The following is an 18207-nucleotide window of genomic DNA, read 5'->3' as shown; positions in this document are numbered from 1 at the left end:
CAGGCGCGTGTCAGAGCGGCGCGGAAAGCAGTTCGGGCCGGGTATCGGCCAGCTTGACCAGCAGTTCCCCGAAGAGCCCGTTGGCCCAGGCGAACCAGTCACGCGTGAATTTGGCAGGATCGTTGCTGTCCACCGCCTCGTGGATGAAGCCGGTGCCCGCGTCGGTATCGCGCAGCATCCGCAGCATCGCGCGGATCACCAGCGGATCGCTGCTCGACAGCGCGCGCACGATCAGGCTCATCGGCCAGACCTGCCCGAGCCCGACATGCGGCCCGCCGATGCCCTCGATCCTCGACCCCCGGAAGAAGTAGGGGTTCGCGTCCGACCAGCAGGCCTCCGCCGTGGCTTTCCAGAGCGGATCGGCGGCGTCCACGCATTCGAGGAAGGCAAGACCCAGCAGCGAGGGGACGTTGGCATCGTCCATGAACATCGCGTTGCCGAAGCCGTCCACTTCGTAGGCCCAGACCCGGCGGCCGTCCGGCAGCAGCATCGTGCCCCACTGGCGCAGCGCCGCTTCCACCTCGCTTGCCAGCGCGCGGGCATCGGCGGCCAGCGCGGTGTCGCCGCGGGCCTGCTCGGCCACGGTGGCCATCTCGCGCAGCGATGTCACCGCGAAGAGGTTGGCCGGGATCAGGAACGGATACGTGCAGGAATCGTCCGAGGGGCGGAAACCGCAGTGGATCAGCCCGACCGCACGGCTCGGCGCGCCCCAGCCGTCGAGTTGCATGGTCTCGGTCGGCCGGTTGCTGGTGCGCAGGAAGCGATAGGGTCCGGGCGATCCCTTCCGCTGCTGTTCGCGCAAGGTGCGCACGCAGGCGCGCGAGGCTTCGGCCCAGGTCTCGTCAAAGGGCAGCTTGTCCCGCGTCTGGCGCCAGTAGCGGAAGCCGAGCCGCATCGCATAGCAGAGCGAATCGATCTCCCATTTGCGCTCGGCCACGCCGGGCTTCATCTCGGTCTGGTCCTTCAGCGCCCAAGACAGATTGGTCTTCGCAGACGGATCGCGCATGAAGGCATTGGCGTAAGGATCGATCAGGATCGAGCGCGACTGGCGGGCGATCAGCCCCCGGAACAGCGCGGTCAGCGCCGGGTCCTTGTTCACCAGATGGAGGTAGGGCAGGACCTGCGCCGTGCTGTCGCGCAGCCAGAGGCAGGGAATATCGCCGGTGATGACGAAAGCGTCCGGGCGGCCGTCCACGCTGGCCATGAAAACGGTGGTGTCGAGCGTGTTGGGATAGCAGCCCACGAACATCGCGCGCAGCTTGGGATCGGCGATCTTGCGCGATACGCGGTCGATCTCCGCCTCCACCGCGCGGCTGACGTAGCGCCGCTCGGACACCGGCGGACGGCCGCCGCCTTGCGGCATGGGTATCGTCGCCGCATGGGCCGAGGCAGGCAGCGCGAGCGCCGCTGCACCCGCCATCGCGCCTGCCAGCGCGCTGCGGCGGTCGAGGTTCGTGGTATCGCTCATCACTTCGGCAGCTCCTGCGCCTGGCCAGTCAGGGTGAAGGAAACCCATGCGCCCGCGCCGTCACCCGGCTGTCCGCCGCCGATCCACACCTTGTAGTCCCCCGGCACGACCTTGCGCGTGCCCCGCCGGTCCACGACCGAGAGGCTGCGCGGATCGATGGTGAGCGTAACTTCGCGCGACTTGCCCGCCGCGAGCGGAACGCGCGTGAAGGCGGCAAGCTGGCGCTGCAAGACACCCTGCGTCATGATCGGGCGCGGCTCGATCACCGGCGGCACGACATAGGCCTGCACCACTTCCTCGCCCGCCATGGCGCCAAGATTGCGCAAGGTGGCCGTGACCGTGACCGGCTGGCCGAGAGCGGGTGCGGAGACCTTGGCGCCTTCGTAGCCGTAAGTCGTATAGCTCAGGCCATGGCCGAAGCCCCAGAGCGGCTTGCCGGTGAAGTAGCGATAGGTCCGCTCCTTCATCGAATAGTCGACGAAGGCGGGCAGATCGCTGGTGGACTTGTAGAAGGTCACCGGCAGGCGGCCCGAGGGGTTGTTGGTCCCGGCGAGCGTCTCGGCAATGGCGGTGCCGCCCGCCTCGCCCGGATACCATGCGGTCATCACTGCATCGGCCATCGCCGGATCGATCGAGACCGCGCTACCGTTCGTCAGCACGACGATCACCGGCTTGCCGGTGGCACGGAGCGCCGCCAGCAGCTCTGCCTGCGGCTCGGGCAGCGCGATATCGCTGCGGTCGCCGCCGACGAAGCCCGGCACCTGCACCTGAAGCGCCTCGCCTTCGAGATCGGGCGAAAGGCCCAGCACGGCAACGATGGCGTCGGCCTGCGAAGCGGCCTTCACGGCCTCGGCGCGCTGAGCCTCGGCGGGCGGCAGCCACATGAGGCGCAGGCCCTCGTCCTCGCCGTAATGGTCGAGTTCGAGGCCGATCGGCTGCGGCGAGCCATCGGATGCGATGTCGAATTCGACCCGCTGCTTGCCGAGCACGCCGCTGTGCAGTTCCTTGCCGCCGATGCTCAGGCGCACGTCGTCATGGCGGGTGCAGTCCTTCCAGCAGGCCGGAATGTCGAGCGCGAGGCGATAGGTCCCCGCTCCCGGCGGCACCAGCGATCCGCTCCAGCGCACCTTGAAGCCCTTGGCGTCCAGCCCCTTGGGCGCGGTGCGGGTGAGGTTGAAGTCCACGCGGCGATCCTGCCGCACGAACACGCGCTTGCCCGACATGTCGAGATATTCGGCGCGAAGACCGGGCTTGCCATCCGCGACGAGCGCGGTTTCCGGCACGACCACGGGCGCACCCTCGGCCAGCACCGAGCCTTGCGCATAAGCGACGTTGGCCGCGCCGAACTGGCGGCGGATGCCTTCCAGCGGCGTTACCGGATCGGCGGCGGTGCCGTGGTAATTGGCCTCGATCACCGAAAGGTCGTCGGCATTGGTGCCGATCACGGCGAGGCGGGTTCCGGCCTTCAGCGGCAGGCGGCCGTTCTCGTTCTGGAGCAGGACCACCGACTTGCGCGCGGCTTCCAGCGCGAGAGCGCGGTGGGCGGGGGTGTTGACCTCGCCCGGCTTGATCTTGCCCCACGGGTTGCTCGCCCCGAAGGCGATGCCCAGCTTGTAGCGGGCCTCCAGCGAGCGGGCGAGCGCGCGGTCGACCTCGGCCTCGGTGAGCAGGCCGCGCGCCACCGACTGGGTGAGCGCGGCGTAAGTCGTGCCGCAGTCGAAATCAGTGCCCGCCTTGATCGCCGCGGCCGAAGCCTCGGCGGCATCGTAGCGGTAATTGTGGAACATCCAGATGTTCGCCACCGCATCGCAGTCCGACACGACGAAGCCCTTGAAGCCCCAGTCGCGGCGCAGAGTGCCGTTCAGCAGCGCATCGTCGGCGCAGACCGGCACGCCATGCGTCGAGTTATAGGCGCACATCAGCGAGAGCGGCTTGGCCTCGGTCACGGCCTTGCGGAAGGCGGGCAGGTAAGTCGCCTCGCGGTCCTGCGGGCTGACATCCACGTCGAAACTGTCGCGCCCGGCCTCAGGGCCGGAGTGGACGGCGAGGTGCTTGGGCGTCGCGATCACGCGCGGATGGAGCGGATCAGGGCCTTGCAGACCCTTGATGAAGCCGACCGCCAGCGAGCCGGTGAGGAACGGGTCCTCGCCGTAAGTCTCCTGCCCCCGGCCCCAGCGCGGGTCGCGGAAGATGTTGATGTTGGGCGACCAGATCGTCAGGCCCTCGTAGATGCGCCGGTCGGCATCCACGGGCTTGGCATTGAACCTGGCGCGCGCCTCGGTGGAGACGACGGTGCCGACTTTCTCCATCAGCGCCGGATCGAAGGTCGCGGCAAGGCCGACCGCCTGTGGGAATACCGTGGCCACGCCGTTGCGGGCAAGGCCGTGGAGGCCCTCGTTCCACCAGTCATAGGCGGGCAGGCCCATGGCCCTGGCGGCAGGTGCGGTGCTCTGGAGCTGGTCCGCCTTCTCGGCCAGATCGGCCTTGGCGATGGCGGCGAGCACGGCGGGATCGGCCTCGCCCGACAGGTCCTGAGCGGCGGCAGGCGCCGCCAGAACCATGGCGAGGGTGATCGGGAACAGCGCCTTCATCACCCTTCTCCCGCCAATGTGCGCAGCACCAGCGCCTTGCGCAGCGCCGCCGCATCGGCCTTCGAGGTGATCTCGATCCGCACGCTCTCACCCGGCAGCAGGTCGAAGCCGTTGTCCGAAGCCTGCGCATCCACTGCGCCGAAATCGAGCATGACCGCGCGGGCCAGCGCCCTGGCGGTGATCGTCACCGCCTTGCCGTCCCACGTCGCGGCAAGGCCGGGCGCGGGATAGGCCATGGCCTTTGGCAAGGCACGCTCGACGATCTGGCGCGAGACGGTCTTGCCGCCGATCACCAGTTCCGCCACCGCATAGCTCGCCTCTACCGGAGCACTCGCGAAGACCGCAGCGTCCGACACATCGGGAACGGAAGTGGCGGTCGTCGGAGCCAGCGTCACCGCCCCGCCCGCTTCGCCCAGCTTCGTGCCGTCCATCCCGTAGCCGGTCAGGCGCCACTCCGCCGCGACCGGGCTGGTGGCGTCCGACGCGAAGCTGACCCTGGTCACGCCCTGCTTGTGCTCGGCCACCACCGCCTGCGGGGCGAAGAAGCGCCGCGCGGCGTAGTGCAGCAGCTTCCAGCGCCCCTCATAGTCCACGCTCGCCCACGAGATCGACGGCCAGACGTCGTTGAGCTGCCAGTAGAGCGAACCCAGCGTCACCGGCGCGCAGGCGCGGTGATGGCGCGCGGCCATGTCGATCGCCTGCGCCTGATTGACTTGCGTGAGATAGACGAAGTCCGCCAGATCCTTCGCCGGGCGCAGCCTTGCGTCGAGGTAGAACTTCAGGCGCTCGTTGCCCTCGCCAGCGAGGAACTTCTGGTGCGCCTTCATCACCGGGCTGTCCGGCGCCTGCGCCGCATCGCCCGCGAAACCGCGGATCGTCGCCATGACCGGCATCGCCTGGAAGCCATATTCCGACATGAAGCGCGGGCAGGACAGCGTATAGTTCTCAACCGGCTTTGAGCCCGACCATACATCCCAGAAGTGGCGGTCGCCCGCGGCATCGGTATCGACCGGGCCTTCGTAATCGGTCGAAGGGGAACCCGGCCAGTAGGGCGTGGTCGGCGAATGATCCGTCACGGCGCCGCGCAGCACGCGGTCGAACAGCACGGTCATCGAAGTCGCCATGCGCTCGTGTTCCTCGGCGCCGACGGCCTTCTTCCAGGCCTTGCGGTCGCTCCAGGTCTCCCAGCCGGAGATAACCTCGTTGCCGCCCGCCCAGATCACGATCGAGGGGTGCGAGCCGAGCCGCTCGACCTGCTGGTCCGCCTCGATCCGCACGTTCTCGCGGTAGCCGACGTCGGCAGGCGGCACCGCGCCGCCGAACATGAAGTCCTGCCAGACCATCAGGCCCATGCGGTCCGCCATGTCGTAGAAGCTGTCCGGCAGATAGTAGCCGCCGCCCCAGACGCGGATCATGTTCATGTTGGCCGCGCGGGAATCCTCCAGCAGCGACTGCATCTTCGCGTCGGTAACGCGCGAGGGGAACATGTCGAAGGGAATGAGGTTCGCGCCCTTGGCGAAGACCGTCACGCCGTTCACCCGGAAGCCGAAAGCGCCGCCCCCGCGCACGAGTTCGACCTCGCGCAGACCGATAATACGGGCCGCCTTGGCTCCGGCGCCCGCGCCCGAAGCGATCTCGCCCGAAACCCTGTAGAGCGGCTGATCGCCGTAGCCGACCGGCCACCAGCGCTTCGGCGCGGCGACCGTCAGCGGCACGGTGACCACGCTTTCGCCCGCATCGAACGAAGCCTCGCGCGAAACCGGGGCGAGCGCTTGCCCGTCCGGTCCGGTCACGCGGGCGGCGAACTGCGCCTTGCCCGGCTTGTCCGCGAAAACGCGGAACTTCGCCACCAGCCGCGCCTCGTCCTTGCCGAGCGCTTCCTGCACGACCTCGAAGGCGCCAAGCCGTGCCTCGTCCCAGGCTTCCAGGCGCACCGGCCCGGAAATGCCCTGGTTGACGATGCGCGGGCCCCAGTCCCAGCCGTAATGGTACTTGGCCTTGCGGATATAGGCGGAAGTCTGCTTGCCCTTGGGCTCATCCCCGAAGGCGGAATCGTATTCGCCGGGCAGCGGATGCGCCTCGGCCAGGACCATCGGCTGCAAGGTGCGGATCGGCGAGGCGAAGCGCACGAGGATCTCGTTGCGGCCCTGCTTGAGGAATGCCTTGGCGGCGACGCGCCACTGCCGGTGGCCGTTATCGGCCTTGAGCACCTGCCTGCCGTTGATGAACACGGTTGCGAAAGTATCCAGCCCGCCGAACACGAGGTCGAGATGCTCGCGGCCCATGGCTTCGGCGCTCACGTCCAGCGTGCGGCGCAGTTCCCAGTCGGTCAGCCCGGCCCACTGGATCGCCGCCTCGTTGGTGCCGAGGAACGGATCGGGCACCTGCCGCGTGGCGATCAGGTCCTGCTGCACGGTGCCCGGCACTTGCGCGCGGAACCAGCGCGCGGCCTTGGGATGGGCCGTTACGGCAGCTGTATCGCCCGGCGCGATGCGGGCCTGCCAGCCCTCGTCAAGCGCGGTCTGCGTGGGCGGGGCCGCCAGCGCGGCCCCCGAAACGCCCGCCAGCCAGAGGGCCAGCGCCCCGCTTGCGAACGGACCTGCAAGCCTGCCCGCCATCCTCACTTCGCCTTCTCCCCGTAGACCACCTTCTCTACCGCGTAGAACGGATCGGAAAGCGGCGAGGTGAACTGGAAGCAGACGTCGGCCTCGTCCTTGAGCTCCGGCCGGTCAGGCAGGTTCGCGGTGAACGTGTACTGCTGCGGCGAAGCGTCGGGATCGGGCAGCGCGAACGTGGCCAGCACCGTTGCGCCGGGCATCGGCGCATGTTCCTTCTGCTTGCGATTTGCGGCCTTTTCCGCCGCGCGGCAGCCCGCGCTGATGACGAGTTCCCCGTGCGTGGTCACCGCGAAGTGTTCGATCAGCGCCGATGCCTCATGCGCAAGGCCATAGTTGCGCGGCAGCCGCGCGACCGAGACGGTGATCGTCTTCGCATGGGCCAGCGGCGCATGGTCGTCGGCCTGGCAGGTGTCGAAGATGTTGACGTTGTAGGCCGGGCCGTTCGCCGTCGCATCGGCGGTGAGCGGCACGCGCAGGCCCTGCGCCCCGCGCGGGCAGGCAACCAGCGTGGAGGCGGTGGAGGTCAGCAGCGTCTCGCGCGCGGTATCGTAGCGGCGCGGGGCGGAAAGCTGCGTGCCGTCCGGCGCGAAGCTGGCGGCGGTGACGACCGTGCCCGGCTTCACGACAAGCGCCTTGGCATAAGCGGGCGATTTCGCCGCCGGCGCCTTGCCGTCCAGCGTGTAGCGGATCGTGCCGTAGGAGGCCTGGTTCGCCAGCGCCACGCCGATGCTCTTCGCATCGAGCTGGGCTGCGCGGGTCTGGGTGGGCGTGAAGGCCACGCCGAAGGCGCTGTCCGACACTTCGAACCCGCCCTGCTTCCAGCGCTGGATCTGCGGCGTCAGCCGCGCGAGGAAGCCGGGATAGTCCTTCTCTCCGGTGACCACGGGCGACCATGCGGTCTCGGCCAGCGCCCCCACGCGCGGGAACAGCTTGTGCTGCAACTGCCAGGGGGTGACGATATATTCGCTCCAGGCATTGCCCTGCACGCCCAGCACATGCTTGGCCTTGGCGGCATCGATGCCCTTGGGCATCGGGTCGTAGCGATAGACCGCTTCCATCGTCTGGATCGAAATGCGCCCCGGCGCTTCGTCCGGCAGGGTCGATTCAAGATTGTCGAGATAGAGGTTGGGCGCTGGCGTCAGCACCACGTCGTGCCCGGCGTTGGCCGCGTCCACCGCGCCCTGCTCTCCGCGCCAGCTCATCACCGATGCCGAAGCGGGCAGACCGCCTTCGAGGATCTCGTCCCAGCCGATCAGGCGGCGGCCATGCTGCGCCAGATATTCGCCGAACCGGTCGATCATCCAGCTCTGCATCTCGTTCTCGGTCTTGATGCCCAGCTTGCGCATCTGCGACTGGACTTCGGGCGAACGCTCCCACTGGTCCTTCACCGCCTCGTCGCCGCCGATATGGATGAACTGCGAGGGGAAGACCTCCATCAGTTCGTCCAGCACGTTGCGCACGAAAGTCATGCCCGCGTCATTCGGGTTGAACAGCCAGGGATTGACCCCCCAGTCATGCGAAACGGCAGGCCGGTCGCCCAGCACGCCCACTTCGGGGTAGGACGCGACGAGCGCCTGCGCATGGCCCGGCAGGTCGATCTCGGGCACCACGGTGATGCCGCGCTCCGCCGCATAGGCCACCAGCGCCTTGAGCTGCTCCTGCGTATAGAACCCGCCCGACCGGGGGCCGATGGCGCCGCCGGTGTCCGGCGGCAGGCGCCATGCGCCGATGCGGGTGAGTTCGGGATAGCGCTTGACCTCGAAGCGCCAGCCCTGATCGTCGGAAAGGTGGAAGTGCAGGGTGTTGAGCTTCACTTCCACCATGCGGTCGACGATGGCGTAGACCGATTCCATCGGCTGGAAGTGCCGCGAGGGATCGACCATCACCCCGCGCCACGAAAAGCGCGGCGAATCCTGGATGGTGAGCACGGGAACCGAGGCGCTCTTGCCCGCAGAGCCGGCATCGGCCGTCAGCAGCTGCAACAGCGTCATCGCGCCGTAGATGAAGCCGGACTTGCCCGATGCCGAGATCACCGCGCCGCCGGACGTCACCGTCAGCCGGTAGGCCTCGGCGCCGGAAATCGCGGCATCGCGCTCGAAGCGGATGGGTGCTGCGCCGGAAGAACCGGCCGCAGAACCGGCCCCAGAACCGCCCCCAGAACCGGCCGAAGAACCGGCGTCGAGCACAAGACCGCTCGCGCGTTTCACATGGTCTGCAAGGAGCCGCGCCGCTTCCGCCGCGTCCGCATCGCCCGCGGGCACGGCAATGACCGAACCGGATGCGACCAGCAGCTTGCCGCTGCCCTGCTCGACGGAAGCGGGCCACGGCGTAAGCGCCAGAGGCGCGGCCTGCGCGGGAGCCGAAAAAGCCAGTGCCGCAAGGATCGAGGCGGTGACCACGCCTCCGGTCCGCAGCTGCCGATATCCCTTTGCCGTCGTGCCCATACCTGCCCCTCGTTTTCTTGTGACCAGAGCAGGCAACGTAACCAAAATATATCCTTTCCCGCAATAGGTCTTATTCTATTCCTGCGAATTGGGCTTGAACTGCGACCATTTGCTGCGATTGTCAGCGCGACATGACCAATGTAAAGCCATTCGCAGAGAATGGACCGAAGGGGGATCGAATGTCATTTTCCGACCGGATCGGTCGCCTGCGGGAAGACAATGCTGCGCCGCTGTACATCCAGCTCCAGCAGCTCATCCGCGATGCGATATCCGAAGGCGTGCTGGACCAGAACGAAGCGATTCCGCCCGAACGCAATCTTGCGATCGAGTATGACGTTTCGCGTATCACCGTGCGAAAGGCGATCGCCGGTCTGGTCGAGGAAGGCCTGCTGACGCGGCGGCGCGGCGCCGGAACTTTCGTGGCGTCCCGCGTGGAAAAGAGCTTCTCGAAGCTGACCTCGTTCAGCGAGGACATGGAAGCGCGCGGCAAGCGGGCCTCCAGCGCCTGGGTCTCGCGCATGACCGGGCCGGTCAACCCAGAGGAATCGATGGCGCTGGGCCTGGCGCCGGGCAGCACCGTCCTGCGTTTCACCCGCATCCGCTATGCCGACGACGAGCCGCTCGCGCTCGAAATCTCGACGATCGCGGGGTACTGCCTCGCCAGCCTCGATGTCGTCGGGGATTCGCTTTACGCCGCGCTGGAAAAGAGCGGCAACCGCCCGGTTCGCGCACTCCAGCGCCTGCGCGCGGTGCCTTTCGGGGCCGAGCACGCGCGGATGCTCGGCGTGGAATCCGGCCATGCCGGCCTCCTGATCGAGCGTCACGGCTTCCTGCGCGACGGCCGCACCGTCGAATTCACCCGCTCCTACTATCGCGGCGACTCCTACGACTTTGTCGCCGAGCTGATCGAGGGTTCATGAAACGCCGAGAATTGCTGCTGCGCGGCGCCTCCACGGGCGCCGTCGCCACCCTTCTGCCCGCCTTTTCGCCTTCGACCCTTGCCGCTCCCGCCCCGGCCTTCGGACCGGGCATGGCCGACGGGCTGCCGATGCCGGCCCCGCTTCCCGGCCCCTCGCCCCGCCTGCCCGAAACAGACCCCTCGCGCACCCTGCTCGAACGCGGCTGGCGCTTCCACGAGGGCGAGGTGCCGGTACCCGAACCCACCGACCACAACGCCACCTACCTCTCGGTCAAGGCCGGCAATGCGCGCGGCGCGGCGGCGCTGGCCTTCGACGATTCCGACTGGCAGACGGTAGACCTCCCGCATGACTGGGCCATTGCGCAGGACGTGAGCGAAAACGCCAATGTCTCGCAAGGCTACCGCCCGCGCGGGATCGGCTGGTATCGCCGCCTGCTGCGGCTGGACGAAAGCCAGATAGGCCGCCGCCTCGAACTCCACTTCGACGGTATCGCCACCCATGCCACGATCTGGATCAACGGCAGCGAAGTGGCCCACTCCTGGTCGGGCTACAGCAGCGTCATCGTCGACCTCACCCCCTTCGCCCGCTTCGGCGACGAGGTGAACTGGATCGCCGTGCGCGTCGATGCCGCCGCGCGAGAGGGCTGGTGGTACGAAGGCGCGGGGCTTTACCGCCACGTCTGGCTGGTCAGCCGCCCTGCCCTGTCGATCGAGACGGACGGGCTCTATTGCGATCCGGTCCATCAGGACGACGGCACCTGGCACGTGCCGGTGGAAGTCAGCCTGTCGAACGTCGGCGAAGACACCGGACAGGCCGAGATCGCCGCCCGTCTGCTCGATCCCGAAGGCCGCGAAATCCACCGCACGCGCGGCAGCGCCGCGGTCGCGCCGCTGGAACAGGCAAAGGTCACCGCCCAGCTCGCGCCCGGCGCGGTGAAGCTCTGGTCGCCCGACAGCCCGGTGCTCTACAGCGTCGAGGTGGACCTGCTGCACGAAGGCCAGGTCGTGGATACGCGGCGCCAGTTCATCGGCTTCCGCACGGTGCGCTTCGATCCCGCGCGGGGCATGGTGCTCAACGGCGTGGAGACCAAGCTCAAGGGCGTGTGCATCCACCAGGACCATACCGGCGTCGGCACCGCCATCCCCGACGCGCTGGCGCTCTGGCGGTTGCAGCGGCTGAAGGCGATGGGCTGCAACGCCATCCGCATGTCGCACAATGCCCCCGCCAAGGAAGTGCTGGACTGGTGCGACCGGCTGGGCTTCGTGGTCATGGGCGAGAACCGCCTGTTCAACCCCGCGCCGGACTATCTGGCGCAGCTCGAATGGATGGTCCGCCGCGATCGCAACCATGCCTCGATCGTGCTCTGGTCGGTGTTCAACGAGGAGCCGATGCAGGGCACCCATGCGGGCGTGGAGATGGTGCGCCGGATGCGCAAGGCCGTGCGCAGGCTGGATACGCAGCGCCCCGTCACGGCGGCGATGAACGGTTCGTTCTACAATCCCGAGAACGTCTCCACCGTCGTCGACGTCATGGGCTTCAACTATTACCAGGGCGACTACGACAAGTTCCACGCCCTTCACCCGGACAAGCCGATCACCAGTTCGGAGGACACCAGCGCCTACGAAACGCGCGGCGCCTTCGAGAGCATCCCGGCGCAGCAGGTCATCACCTCGTTCGACAAGGAGGCAGCCTCCTGGGGCGCGACCCACCGCGAGACGTGGAAGATGATCGCCGAGCGCCCCTTCGTGGCGGGCGGCTTCGTCTGGACCGGCTTCGATTATCACGGCGAGCCAACGCCTTATGCCTGGCCTTCGACCAGCAGCTTCTTCGGCATCATGGACCTTTGCGGCTTCCCCAAGACCGCCTTCGGCATCCATTCCGCCCACTGGCGCGACGATGCCCCGGTGATCTGGCTGGCGCCGCACTGGACCTGGCCCGAATACGAGCGACCGGGCCGCGAAGGGCAGACGCTGGAGGTCTTCGCGATCACCAATGCCGAGGCCATCGAACTGCGGCTGAACGGCGAAGTGATCGAGCGTGTGCCCGCCGCCGACCGGATCATGGGCCACACCTTCCAGGTGCCCTACCGCCCCGGCCGGATCGAGGCGCTGGCGCTGCGCGGCGGCAAGGTCGTGGCCCGCGCCGTCCACGAAACCGTGGGCGCGCCGGTTGCCCTGCGCCTGACGCCCGCCCGGCAGGCGCTGGCCAGCGACGGCGAGGACGTGCAGGCGATCACCGTGGACTGCGTGGATGCACGCGGACGTCATGTTCCCACCGCCAACCTGCCGGTGGAGTTCGCTATTTCCGGCGGGCGCATCATTGGCCTCGGCAACGGCAACCCCAACGACCATGCCAGCGAAAAGGGCAGCAAGCGCGCCCTGTTCAACGGTCTTGCACAGGTCATCGTCCAAGGCGATGCCAGCGGCCAGCGGCTCACGCTGGAAGCAAGCGCAGGCGGCCTGCGTTCCGCGCGTCTCAGCCTCGCCCGTGCCCCGCGCGAACCGCGCGCGCAAGTCCCGGTCGTCCCGGCGGAAATGCCGATCACCGACTGGCGCCGCTCGGCCCTGTTCCCGCAGAAGCCCGATCCGGCGCTGGCCCCGGTGGACGGCGACAACAACTCGTGGGATTTCGTGCGCTCCGGCGTGGCCGCACCTGCGGGAAGCGCCGGATGGCGCAGTTATCGCACCCGCTTCACGCCGTGGAAGAAAATCGCGGCAGAGGGCGGCACCTTGCACTTTGCCGGGATAGCGGGAGCCGCCGAAATCTGGCTCGACGGCAAACTGGCCGCGCGCAAGACCGATGCGGCACCTGCCGCACTGACGGCGGCGATCCCTCCAGGCCCGGGGCCTCGCACGCTGGCCGTGCTGGTGGCGGCGACCGAGGGCAACCCGAGCGGACTGGTGGGGCGCGTCTACGTCACCCCCTGAGCGACTTGAAAAAGAGAGCGGATGCAGTAACTTCCCTTTCGTAAAGGGGAACTGGCATGAACATCGTTTCCGGCTGCCTTTGGGCAGTCGCCGCTCTCGTTCCGGCCACGGCTTGCGCCGCGACCGACGCCAGGGAATCCGCCCACCGCTTCGTCGCGCAAATGGCCATCCCGGCCCAAAGCGACGAGCCGCTGGCCCGGTTCACATACCCGCTTTGCGTCGGCAGCGCCGGACTGCCTGCGGAGGCGGGCGAGGTCGTGATCGACCGGATTGCCGAAGTGGCCGCATCGGCAGGCTTGCCCGTCGCAGCGGCAGGTTGCGCACCGAACCTGATGGTGGTTTTCGTGGAGGATAGCCGGGCGGCAGTGCAGAGGCTGTCCCACGGGCGATCCGGTGCCATGATCGGGCAATCGCGCGCCGATATCCGCCGCATTCTCGAACAACCCGGCCCCGTCCGGGCCTGGATCAAGGCCGCAATCCGCAGCCGCGACGGTGACCGTCCCAGCTATTCGCCAACCGGCGTGACGACCTTGAAGACGGAGACGTCAACGCGCCTGTCGTCAACCACGCGCCGCGATATCGTCAGTTCCGTCGTTCTGATCGACCGCGAAGCCATGGCCGACCGCGACTTGCGGCAAGTGGCGGACTATGCGGCAATTCGCGGTCTCACCGGCGCGCATCTGGGCGAAATCCGCGCGGAAGGGCCGCCAACGATCCTGACGCTGTTCACGTCGCAGGGAGATGCCGATGCACCGCCCGGCCTGACTGCCGCGGACCGGGCCTTCCTCAGCGCCTTCTACACCGTTCGCGCCGATATGGCCGAGCCGCTGCAGCGCCAGCGCATTGCGGACCATATGGCCCGCACGCGCCCCGCCGAATGGGACGGGGCGCGTTAGGGCAGGTGTCAGGCTGCCATCCGGTCCAGATCGGCGGCGGCAAACAGCAAGTGGATGGCCGGGCCTTCCGTCGCGCCCACGCCGCGTACTCCAGCAGCGACCAGCGCCGCATCGTCGATCATTTCCGGATCGCCAAGCTCGACCCTGAGGCGGTTGCCATAGCGCGCCGCGCCGCGCAAATTCCCCTCGCCGCCAAGGGCCTGTGCAAGGTTCGCCGGAAGCTGGAGCTGCGCGGCGGCTTCGGTGACTGCCGGGGCCGTCACCGGCTTCGACAGCGGGGCAGGTCCCGCCGCGATGGCCTCGCGGATCTCGACCGAGACGATATCGGCAACCGGGCCGAGGATCACCTGCAGCGCCTTGTCCGAAGGGCGCACGATCCCGCGTGAACCCAGCGCCTTCAGCCGCGCCTCGTCCACCGCGCCGTGATCGGCGATGATGAGGCGCAGGCGCGTGGTGCAGGCGGAAACCTCCAGGAGGTTGCCGCTGCCGCCCAGCGCCGCAAGATAGGCGTGCCCGCGCGTCTGCTCTGCCGAAGCCTCGCTCGCGGCGGGCGCAGCGGCATCCTCTTCCTCGCGGCCGGGGGTCTTGAGGTCCAGCTTGCGGATCGCGAAAGCGAAGACACCGTAATAGACCGCGAAGTAGACGAGGCCCACCGGCAGCAGCAGCAGCGGGCGTGTCGCCTTGCCGAAGTTCAGCACATAGTCGAACAGTCCTGCCGAAAATCCGAAGCCCAGATGCATGCCCAGCGCATCGGTGAGCCACATCGAAATGCCGGTGAGCACCGCGTGGATGGCGTAGAGCACCGGGGCGAGGAACATGAAGCTGAACTCGATCGGCTCGGTCACACCGGTCAGCAGCGAGGTCAGCGCGAGGCTGAAGAACATGCCGCCCACCGCCTTGCGCCGCTCGGGCCGGGCCGCGCGGTACATCGCGAGACAGGCGGCTGGCAGGCCGAACATCATGACCGGGAAGAAGCCGGTCATGAAGCTTCCGGCGGTGGGATCGCCCGCGAAGAAGCGGCGGATATCGCCGTGGGCGCCGTCGAAATCGCCGAAGACGAACCAGAACAGGTTGTTGAAGACATGGTGCAGCCCGGTCACCAGCAGGAGCCGGTTGATGAGGCCGAACAGGAACAGTCCGAAGCCGCCCAGCCCGGTGATGCCGTGGCTCACCCCGTCGATCCCGGTGACGATGGGCTGGAATCCAAGGCCGACAAGGCTGGCGATGACCAGTCCGGCCACGCCCGAAACGATCGGAACAAACCGGCGCCCACCGAAGAAGGCCAGGTATTCGGGCAGCTTCATGGCCGAGAACCGGTTGTAGAACAGCCCGCCGACCAGGCCGGAGACGATGCCGATCGGCACGTCGAGCCGCCCGATGGCCTGGCTCTTCGCCGCCGCCACCGCTGCCGCGAAAGCCTCTTTCGAAAGCGCGGGATCGATGCCCGGCGGCACCGGCATCAGCACCTTGGCGCCTTCGGTGGCGACGAGGAAGCAGACAATGCCGGCAAGGCAGGCCGCGCCGTTGCCGTCGCGCGCATAGCCGGTGGCGACGCCGATGGAGAACAGCAGCCCGAGGTGCGAAAACAGCGCATCGCCCGCCGCGCTCAGCAGCGCAATGTCGAGCAGGTCCGGCTGGCCCAGCCGCAGCAGCAGCCCCGCAACCGGAAGCACCGCGATCGGCAGCATGAGCGCACGGCCCAGCGGCTGCAACGTTTCGAGAACCCGCCTCATGCCCCCTGCTCCTTCAGAAATTCGCGTACAAGCGCACGCACTTCGCCCGCCGAGCCGCATTCCAGCGCACGCGCGGCCAGCGCGCGGCAGCGTTCCATGTCGAGCCCGGTCACCAGCGCCTTGATATCGGGCACTTGCGCGGGCGTTGCCGAAAGCTCGCCCACGCCGAGGCCCAGCAGCAGCGGCACCGCCAGCGGGTCCGACGCCAGCGAGCCGCAGACGCCGGTCCAGCGGCCATGCCGCGCCCCTCCCTCGCAAGTGAGCGCGATCAGGCGCAGCACCGCCGGGTGGAGCCCGTCGATGGCCGAAGCCACCGCCGCATTGCCCCGGTCCATCGCCAGCGCATACTGGGTGAGATCGTTCGTCCCCACCGAGAGGAAATCGGCCTCCCGCGCAAGGATGTCCGCGGTTGCGGCGGCGGCGGGAGTCTCCACCATGATGCCCAGCGACACGGGCCCGGCAAGGCCAAGGCGCGCCGCCACGCCGTCCACCACACCGCGCACGGCGCGCAGTTCGGACAGGCTGGCCACCATCGGCACCATGATCCGGCATTGCCCGGCAGGACGCACGCTGAGGATCGCCTCGACCTGCGCTTCCAGCAATTCGGGATAGGCAAGGCCGACGCGAATGCCGCGCAGGCCCAGCGCCGGGTTTTCCTCGGCCGGCATCGGCAGGAACGGCGCGGGCTTGTCGCCGCCGATATCGAGCAGGCGCACGATCAGCGGACGGCCCTCCAGCGCATCGGCAATGGCCTGGTACGTCTCCAACTGCTCACCGGCGCCCGGCGCCTGCGCTCGCTCCACGAAGAGGAACTCGCTGCGCAGCAGGCCGCAGCCTTCCGCACCGTTCGCCATCGCCTGCCGCGCATCGGCCAGCGAGCCGAGGTTGGCGAAGACCTCGATCCGCGTGCCGTCCGCGGTGTGGCACGGCCCCCGCGCTTCGAGCGCGGCGGCGCGGCGAGCGGCCTGCAGGGCAAGCTGATCGCGAACCCCGGCGATCCGCTCCGCCGAGGCGCCGGTTTCGAGCCGCGCGGCGGCGGCATCGACCACCAGAACCGCGCCCTCGGCAATATCGTCCAGCGCGCTGCCCATCGCCACCAGCATCGGCACGCCGAGCCCGGCCGCAAGGATCGCGACATGCGACGTCGGCCCGCCGTTGACGAGGCAGATCGCCGCCAGCCGCTCGGGATCGAGCGCCATGAGCTGGGAGGGCAGCAGATCCTCGGCGATCAGCACGGCATCCTGCGGCAGCGCGAAGCCGGCGGCATCGCCGCCGATCAGCGCGCAAAGCACCTGCCGTTCCAGATCGCGCATGTCATCCACGCGCTCGGCAAGGCGCGCATCGCCCGAACGCAGCAGGAGATCGACTTGCGTGCCGATGGCGAGCCGCCAGCCCGCGCCCGCGCTTTCGCCTTTCGCGATGGCCTCATGCGCGGCGGCGAGCAGGTCCTCGTCCTCCAGCATCACCGCATGGGCGGCGAGGATCGACGCGGCATGGGGCGGCGCGCCTTCGCTTTCCTGCGCGATCTTCGCGCGCAGCGCCGCCAGCGTTTCATCCAGCAGGCCGCGCTCGGTCGCGGGATCGCCGGAACCTTCGGAAACCTCCACCTCGCCTAGGCGATAGCGGACCGCCTCGCCCACGGCCACGCCCGGCGCGGCAACCACGCCTGCCAGGGTGCCGTCGGGCGCGATCTGCGTGACCCGGCGCTGCGCCGCCGGAGCCGCCACGCGCACCGGCTGTGCGGGGGGCTGTTCATCGGCGTGGGCCAGTTCGCCCATGCCGCTGGCGATCAGGGCCTCCAGCGCGTCGAGCACTTCGCCCGCCTGCCTGCCGCGCGCGTGAAGCGAGATGCGGTCTCCCAGCCTGACGCCAAGCGCCAGCACGCCAACCGGGCTGCGCAGGCTTGCGGACTTGCCCGCGATCTCCATGCGGACCACCGCCTCGAACGACGTCGCCACCTGCCGCAGGCGCGCGGCCGGGCGGGCGTGAATGCCGTGCCGCAGCGGAACCGGCAGTTCGCGCACCAGTTCCTCGTCCGGCGATCCGGCAGCCTCGCCCATGGCAGCGCCGGTCCCCGAAACGCGGCGCAGCGCCATCACCACATCGCCCACCTTGACCGGGCCGGGATCGCGCTTCGATTCCAGCGTCCATTCCTCACCGGCGAGCAGGAGCACCGGCGTCATCGCGCTGGCCGCGCCGGTCACCACGGCATCGAGATCGAACCGCACCAGCGGATCGCCCGCCGCCACTACCTGATCCTGCGCCACCAGCGGCGTGAAACCGCGCCCGCCCATCGCCACGGTATCGACACCGAGATGGAGCAGCAGTTCCGCCCCGCCTTCAAGGCGCAGGGTCACGGCATGGCCGGTCGCCGCAAGCGAGGCCACCGTTCCCGCGCAAGGTGCGTGAAGCATGCCGCCGGTGGGATCGATGGCCACGCCGTCGCCCAGCATCCCCCCGGCGAAGACCGGATCGGGAATTTCGGCCAGCGGCGCCAGCCAGCCCTCCAGCGGAGCCGTGACGACGATGGTGTGCCCGGCGGGAGTCATGGCCCGCTCGGCAGTCATGGAAAAAACGGAGGCAGTCATAGTTTTGGCTTGTCTCCAGAAA

The 18207-nt window shown here is 68.6% G+C and carries 9 protein-coding genes; 3 read left to right on the top strand and 6 right to left on the bottom strand.

Translation table 11 applies throughout. The features are described from left to right. Positions 1 to 10: 10 nt before the first annotated feature. The 4 genes from ACXJ16_RS18670 to ACXJ16_RS18655 are packed head-to-tail and all read right to left on the bottom strand — an operon-like array spanning position 11 to position 9121. Positions 11 to 1468, bottom strand: a complete 1458-nt coding sequence (locus ACXJ16_RS18670) for a glycoside hydrolase family 125 protein (RefSeq protein ID WP_463922999.1) — start codon at positions 1466 to 1468, stop codon at positions 11 to 13. After that, positions 1468 to 4029, bottom strand: coding sequence for a glycoside hydrolase family 3 C-terminal domain-containing protein (locus tag ACXJ16_RS18665; RefSeq protein ID WP_463923299.1), 2562 nt, complete (start codon positions 4027 to 4029; stop codon positions 1468 to 1470). The genes ACXJ16_RS18670 and ACXJ16_RS18665 overlap by 1 nt, the downstream gene beginning before the upstream one ends. A 29-nt stretch (positions 4030 to 4058) precedes the next feature. Further along, entirely contained in the window at positions 4059 to 6677 is a 2619-nt protein-coding gene (locus ACXJ16_RS18660) for a beta-mannosidase (RefSeq protein ID WP_463922998.1), read from the bottom strand. Positions 6678 to 6679: 2 nt separating this feature from the next. Beyond that, positions 6680 to 9121 (bottom strand): beta-N-acetylhexosaminidase, encoded by a 2442-nt coding sequence (locus ACXJ16_RS18655; protein WP_463922997.1) that lies wholly within the window; start codon positions 9119 to 9121, stop codon positions 6680 to 6682. Positions 9122 to 9300: 179 nt separating this feature from the next. Between ACXJ16_RS18655 and ACXJ16_RS18650 the strand changes: the two genes are divergently transcribed. From ACXJ16_RS18650 to ACXJ16_RS18640, 3 genes are read left to right on the top strand one after another with little or no spacing between them, the layout of a single operon-like run. After that, positions 9301 to 10041 carry a GntR family transcriptional regulator gene (locus tag ACXJ16_RS18650; RefSeq protein WP_054435645.1) on the top strand — a complete coding sequence of 247 codons (741 nt, stop codon included), beginning with the start codon at positions 9301 to 9303 and terminating at the stop codon, positions 10039 to 10041. Next, positions 10038 to 12968 carry a beta-galactosidase GalA gene (gene galA / locus ACXJ16_RS18645; protein ID WP_463922996.1) on the top strand — a complete coding sequence of 977 codons (2931 nt, stop codon included), beginning with the start codon at positions 10038 to 10040 and terminating at the stop codon, positions 12966 to 12968. The genes ACXJ16_RS18650 and galA overlap by 4 nt, the downstream gene beginning before the upstream one ends. Positions 12969 to 13024: 56 nt before the next feature. Next, positions 13025 to 13864: a hypothetical protein gene (locus ACXJ16_RS18640; RefSeq protein ID WP_185999539.1), complete on the top strand. Its 840-nt coding sequence runs from the start codon at positions 13025 to 13027 to the stop codon at positions 13862 to 13864. Between the two features lie 8 nt (positions 13865 to 13872). Here ACXJ16_RS18640 and nagE read toward each other — a convergent pair whose 3' ends face one another. Together nagE and ptsP are read right to left on the bottom strand one after the other, a co-directional pair. Next, the gene (nagE, locus tag ACXJ16_RS18635) at positions 13873 to 15597 is read right to left on the bottom strand and encodes an N-acetylglucosamine-specific PTS transporter subunit IIBC (protein ID WP_054435650.1); all 1725 of its coding nucleotides are present in this window, start codon (positions 15595 to 15597) and stop codon (positions 13873 to 13875) included. Further along, positions 15594 to 18185, bottom strand: a complete 2592-nt coding sequence (gene ptsP, locus ACXJ16_RS18630) for a phosphoenolpyruvate--protein phosphotransferase (RefSeq protein ID WP_463922995.1) — start codon at positions 18183 to 18185, stop codon at positions 15594 to 15596. The genes nagE and ptsP overlap by 4 nt, the downstream gene beginning before the upstream one ends. Positions 18186 to 18207: the final 22 nt, after the last annotated feature.

The organism is Novosphingobium sp. TK71, assembly GCF_055361505.1.
The sequence above is the reverse complement of the archived record's forward strand: the minus strand, read 5'-3'. Positions and strand labels throughout refer to the sequence as shown.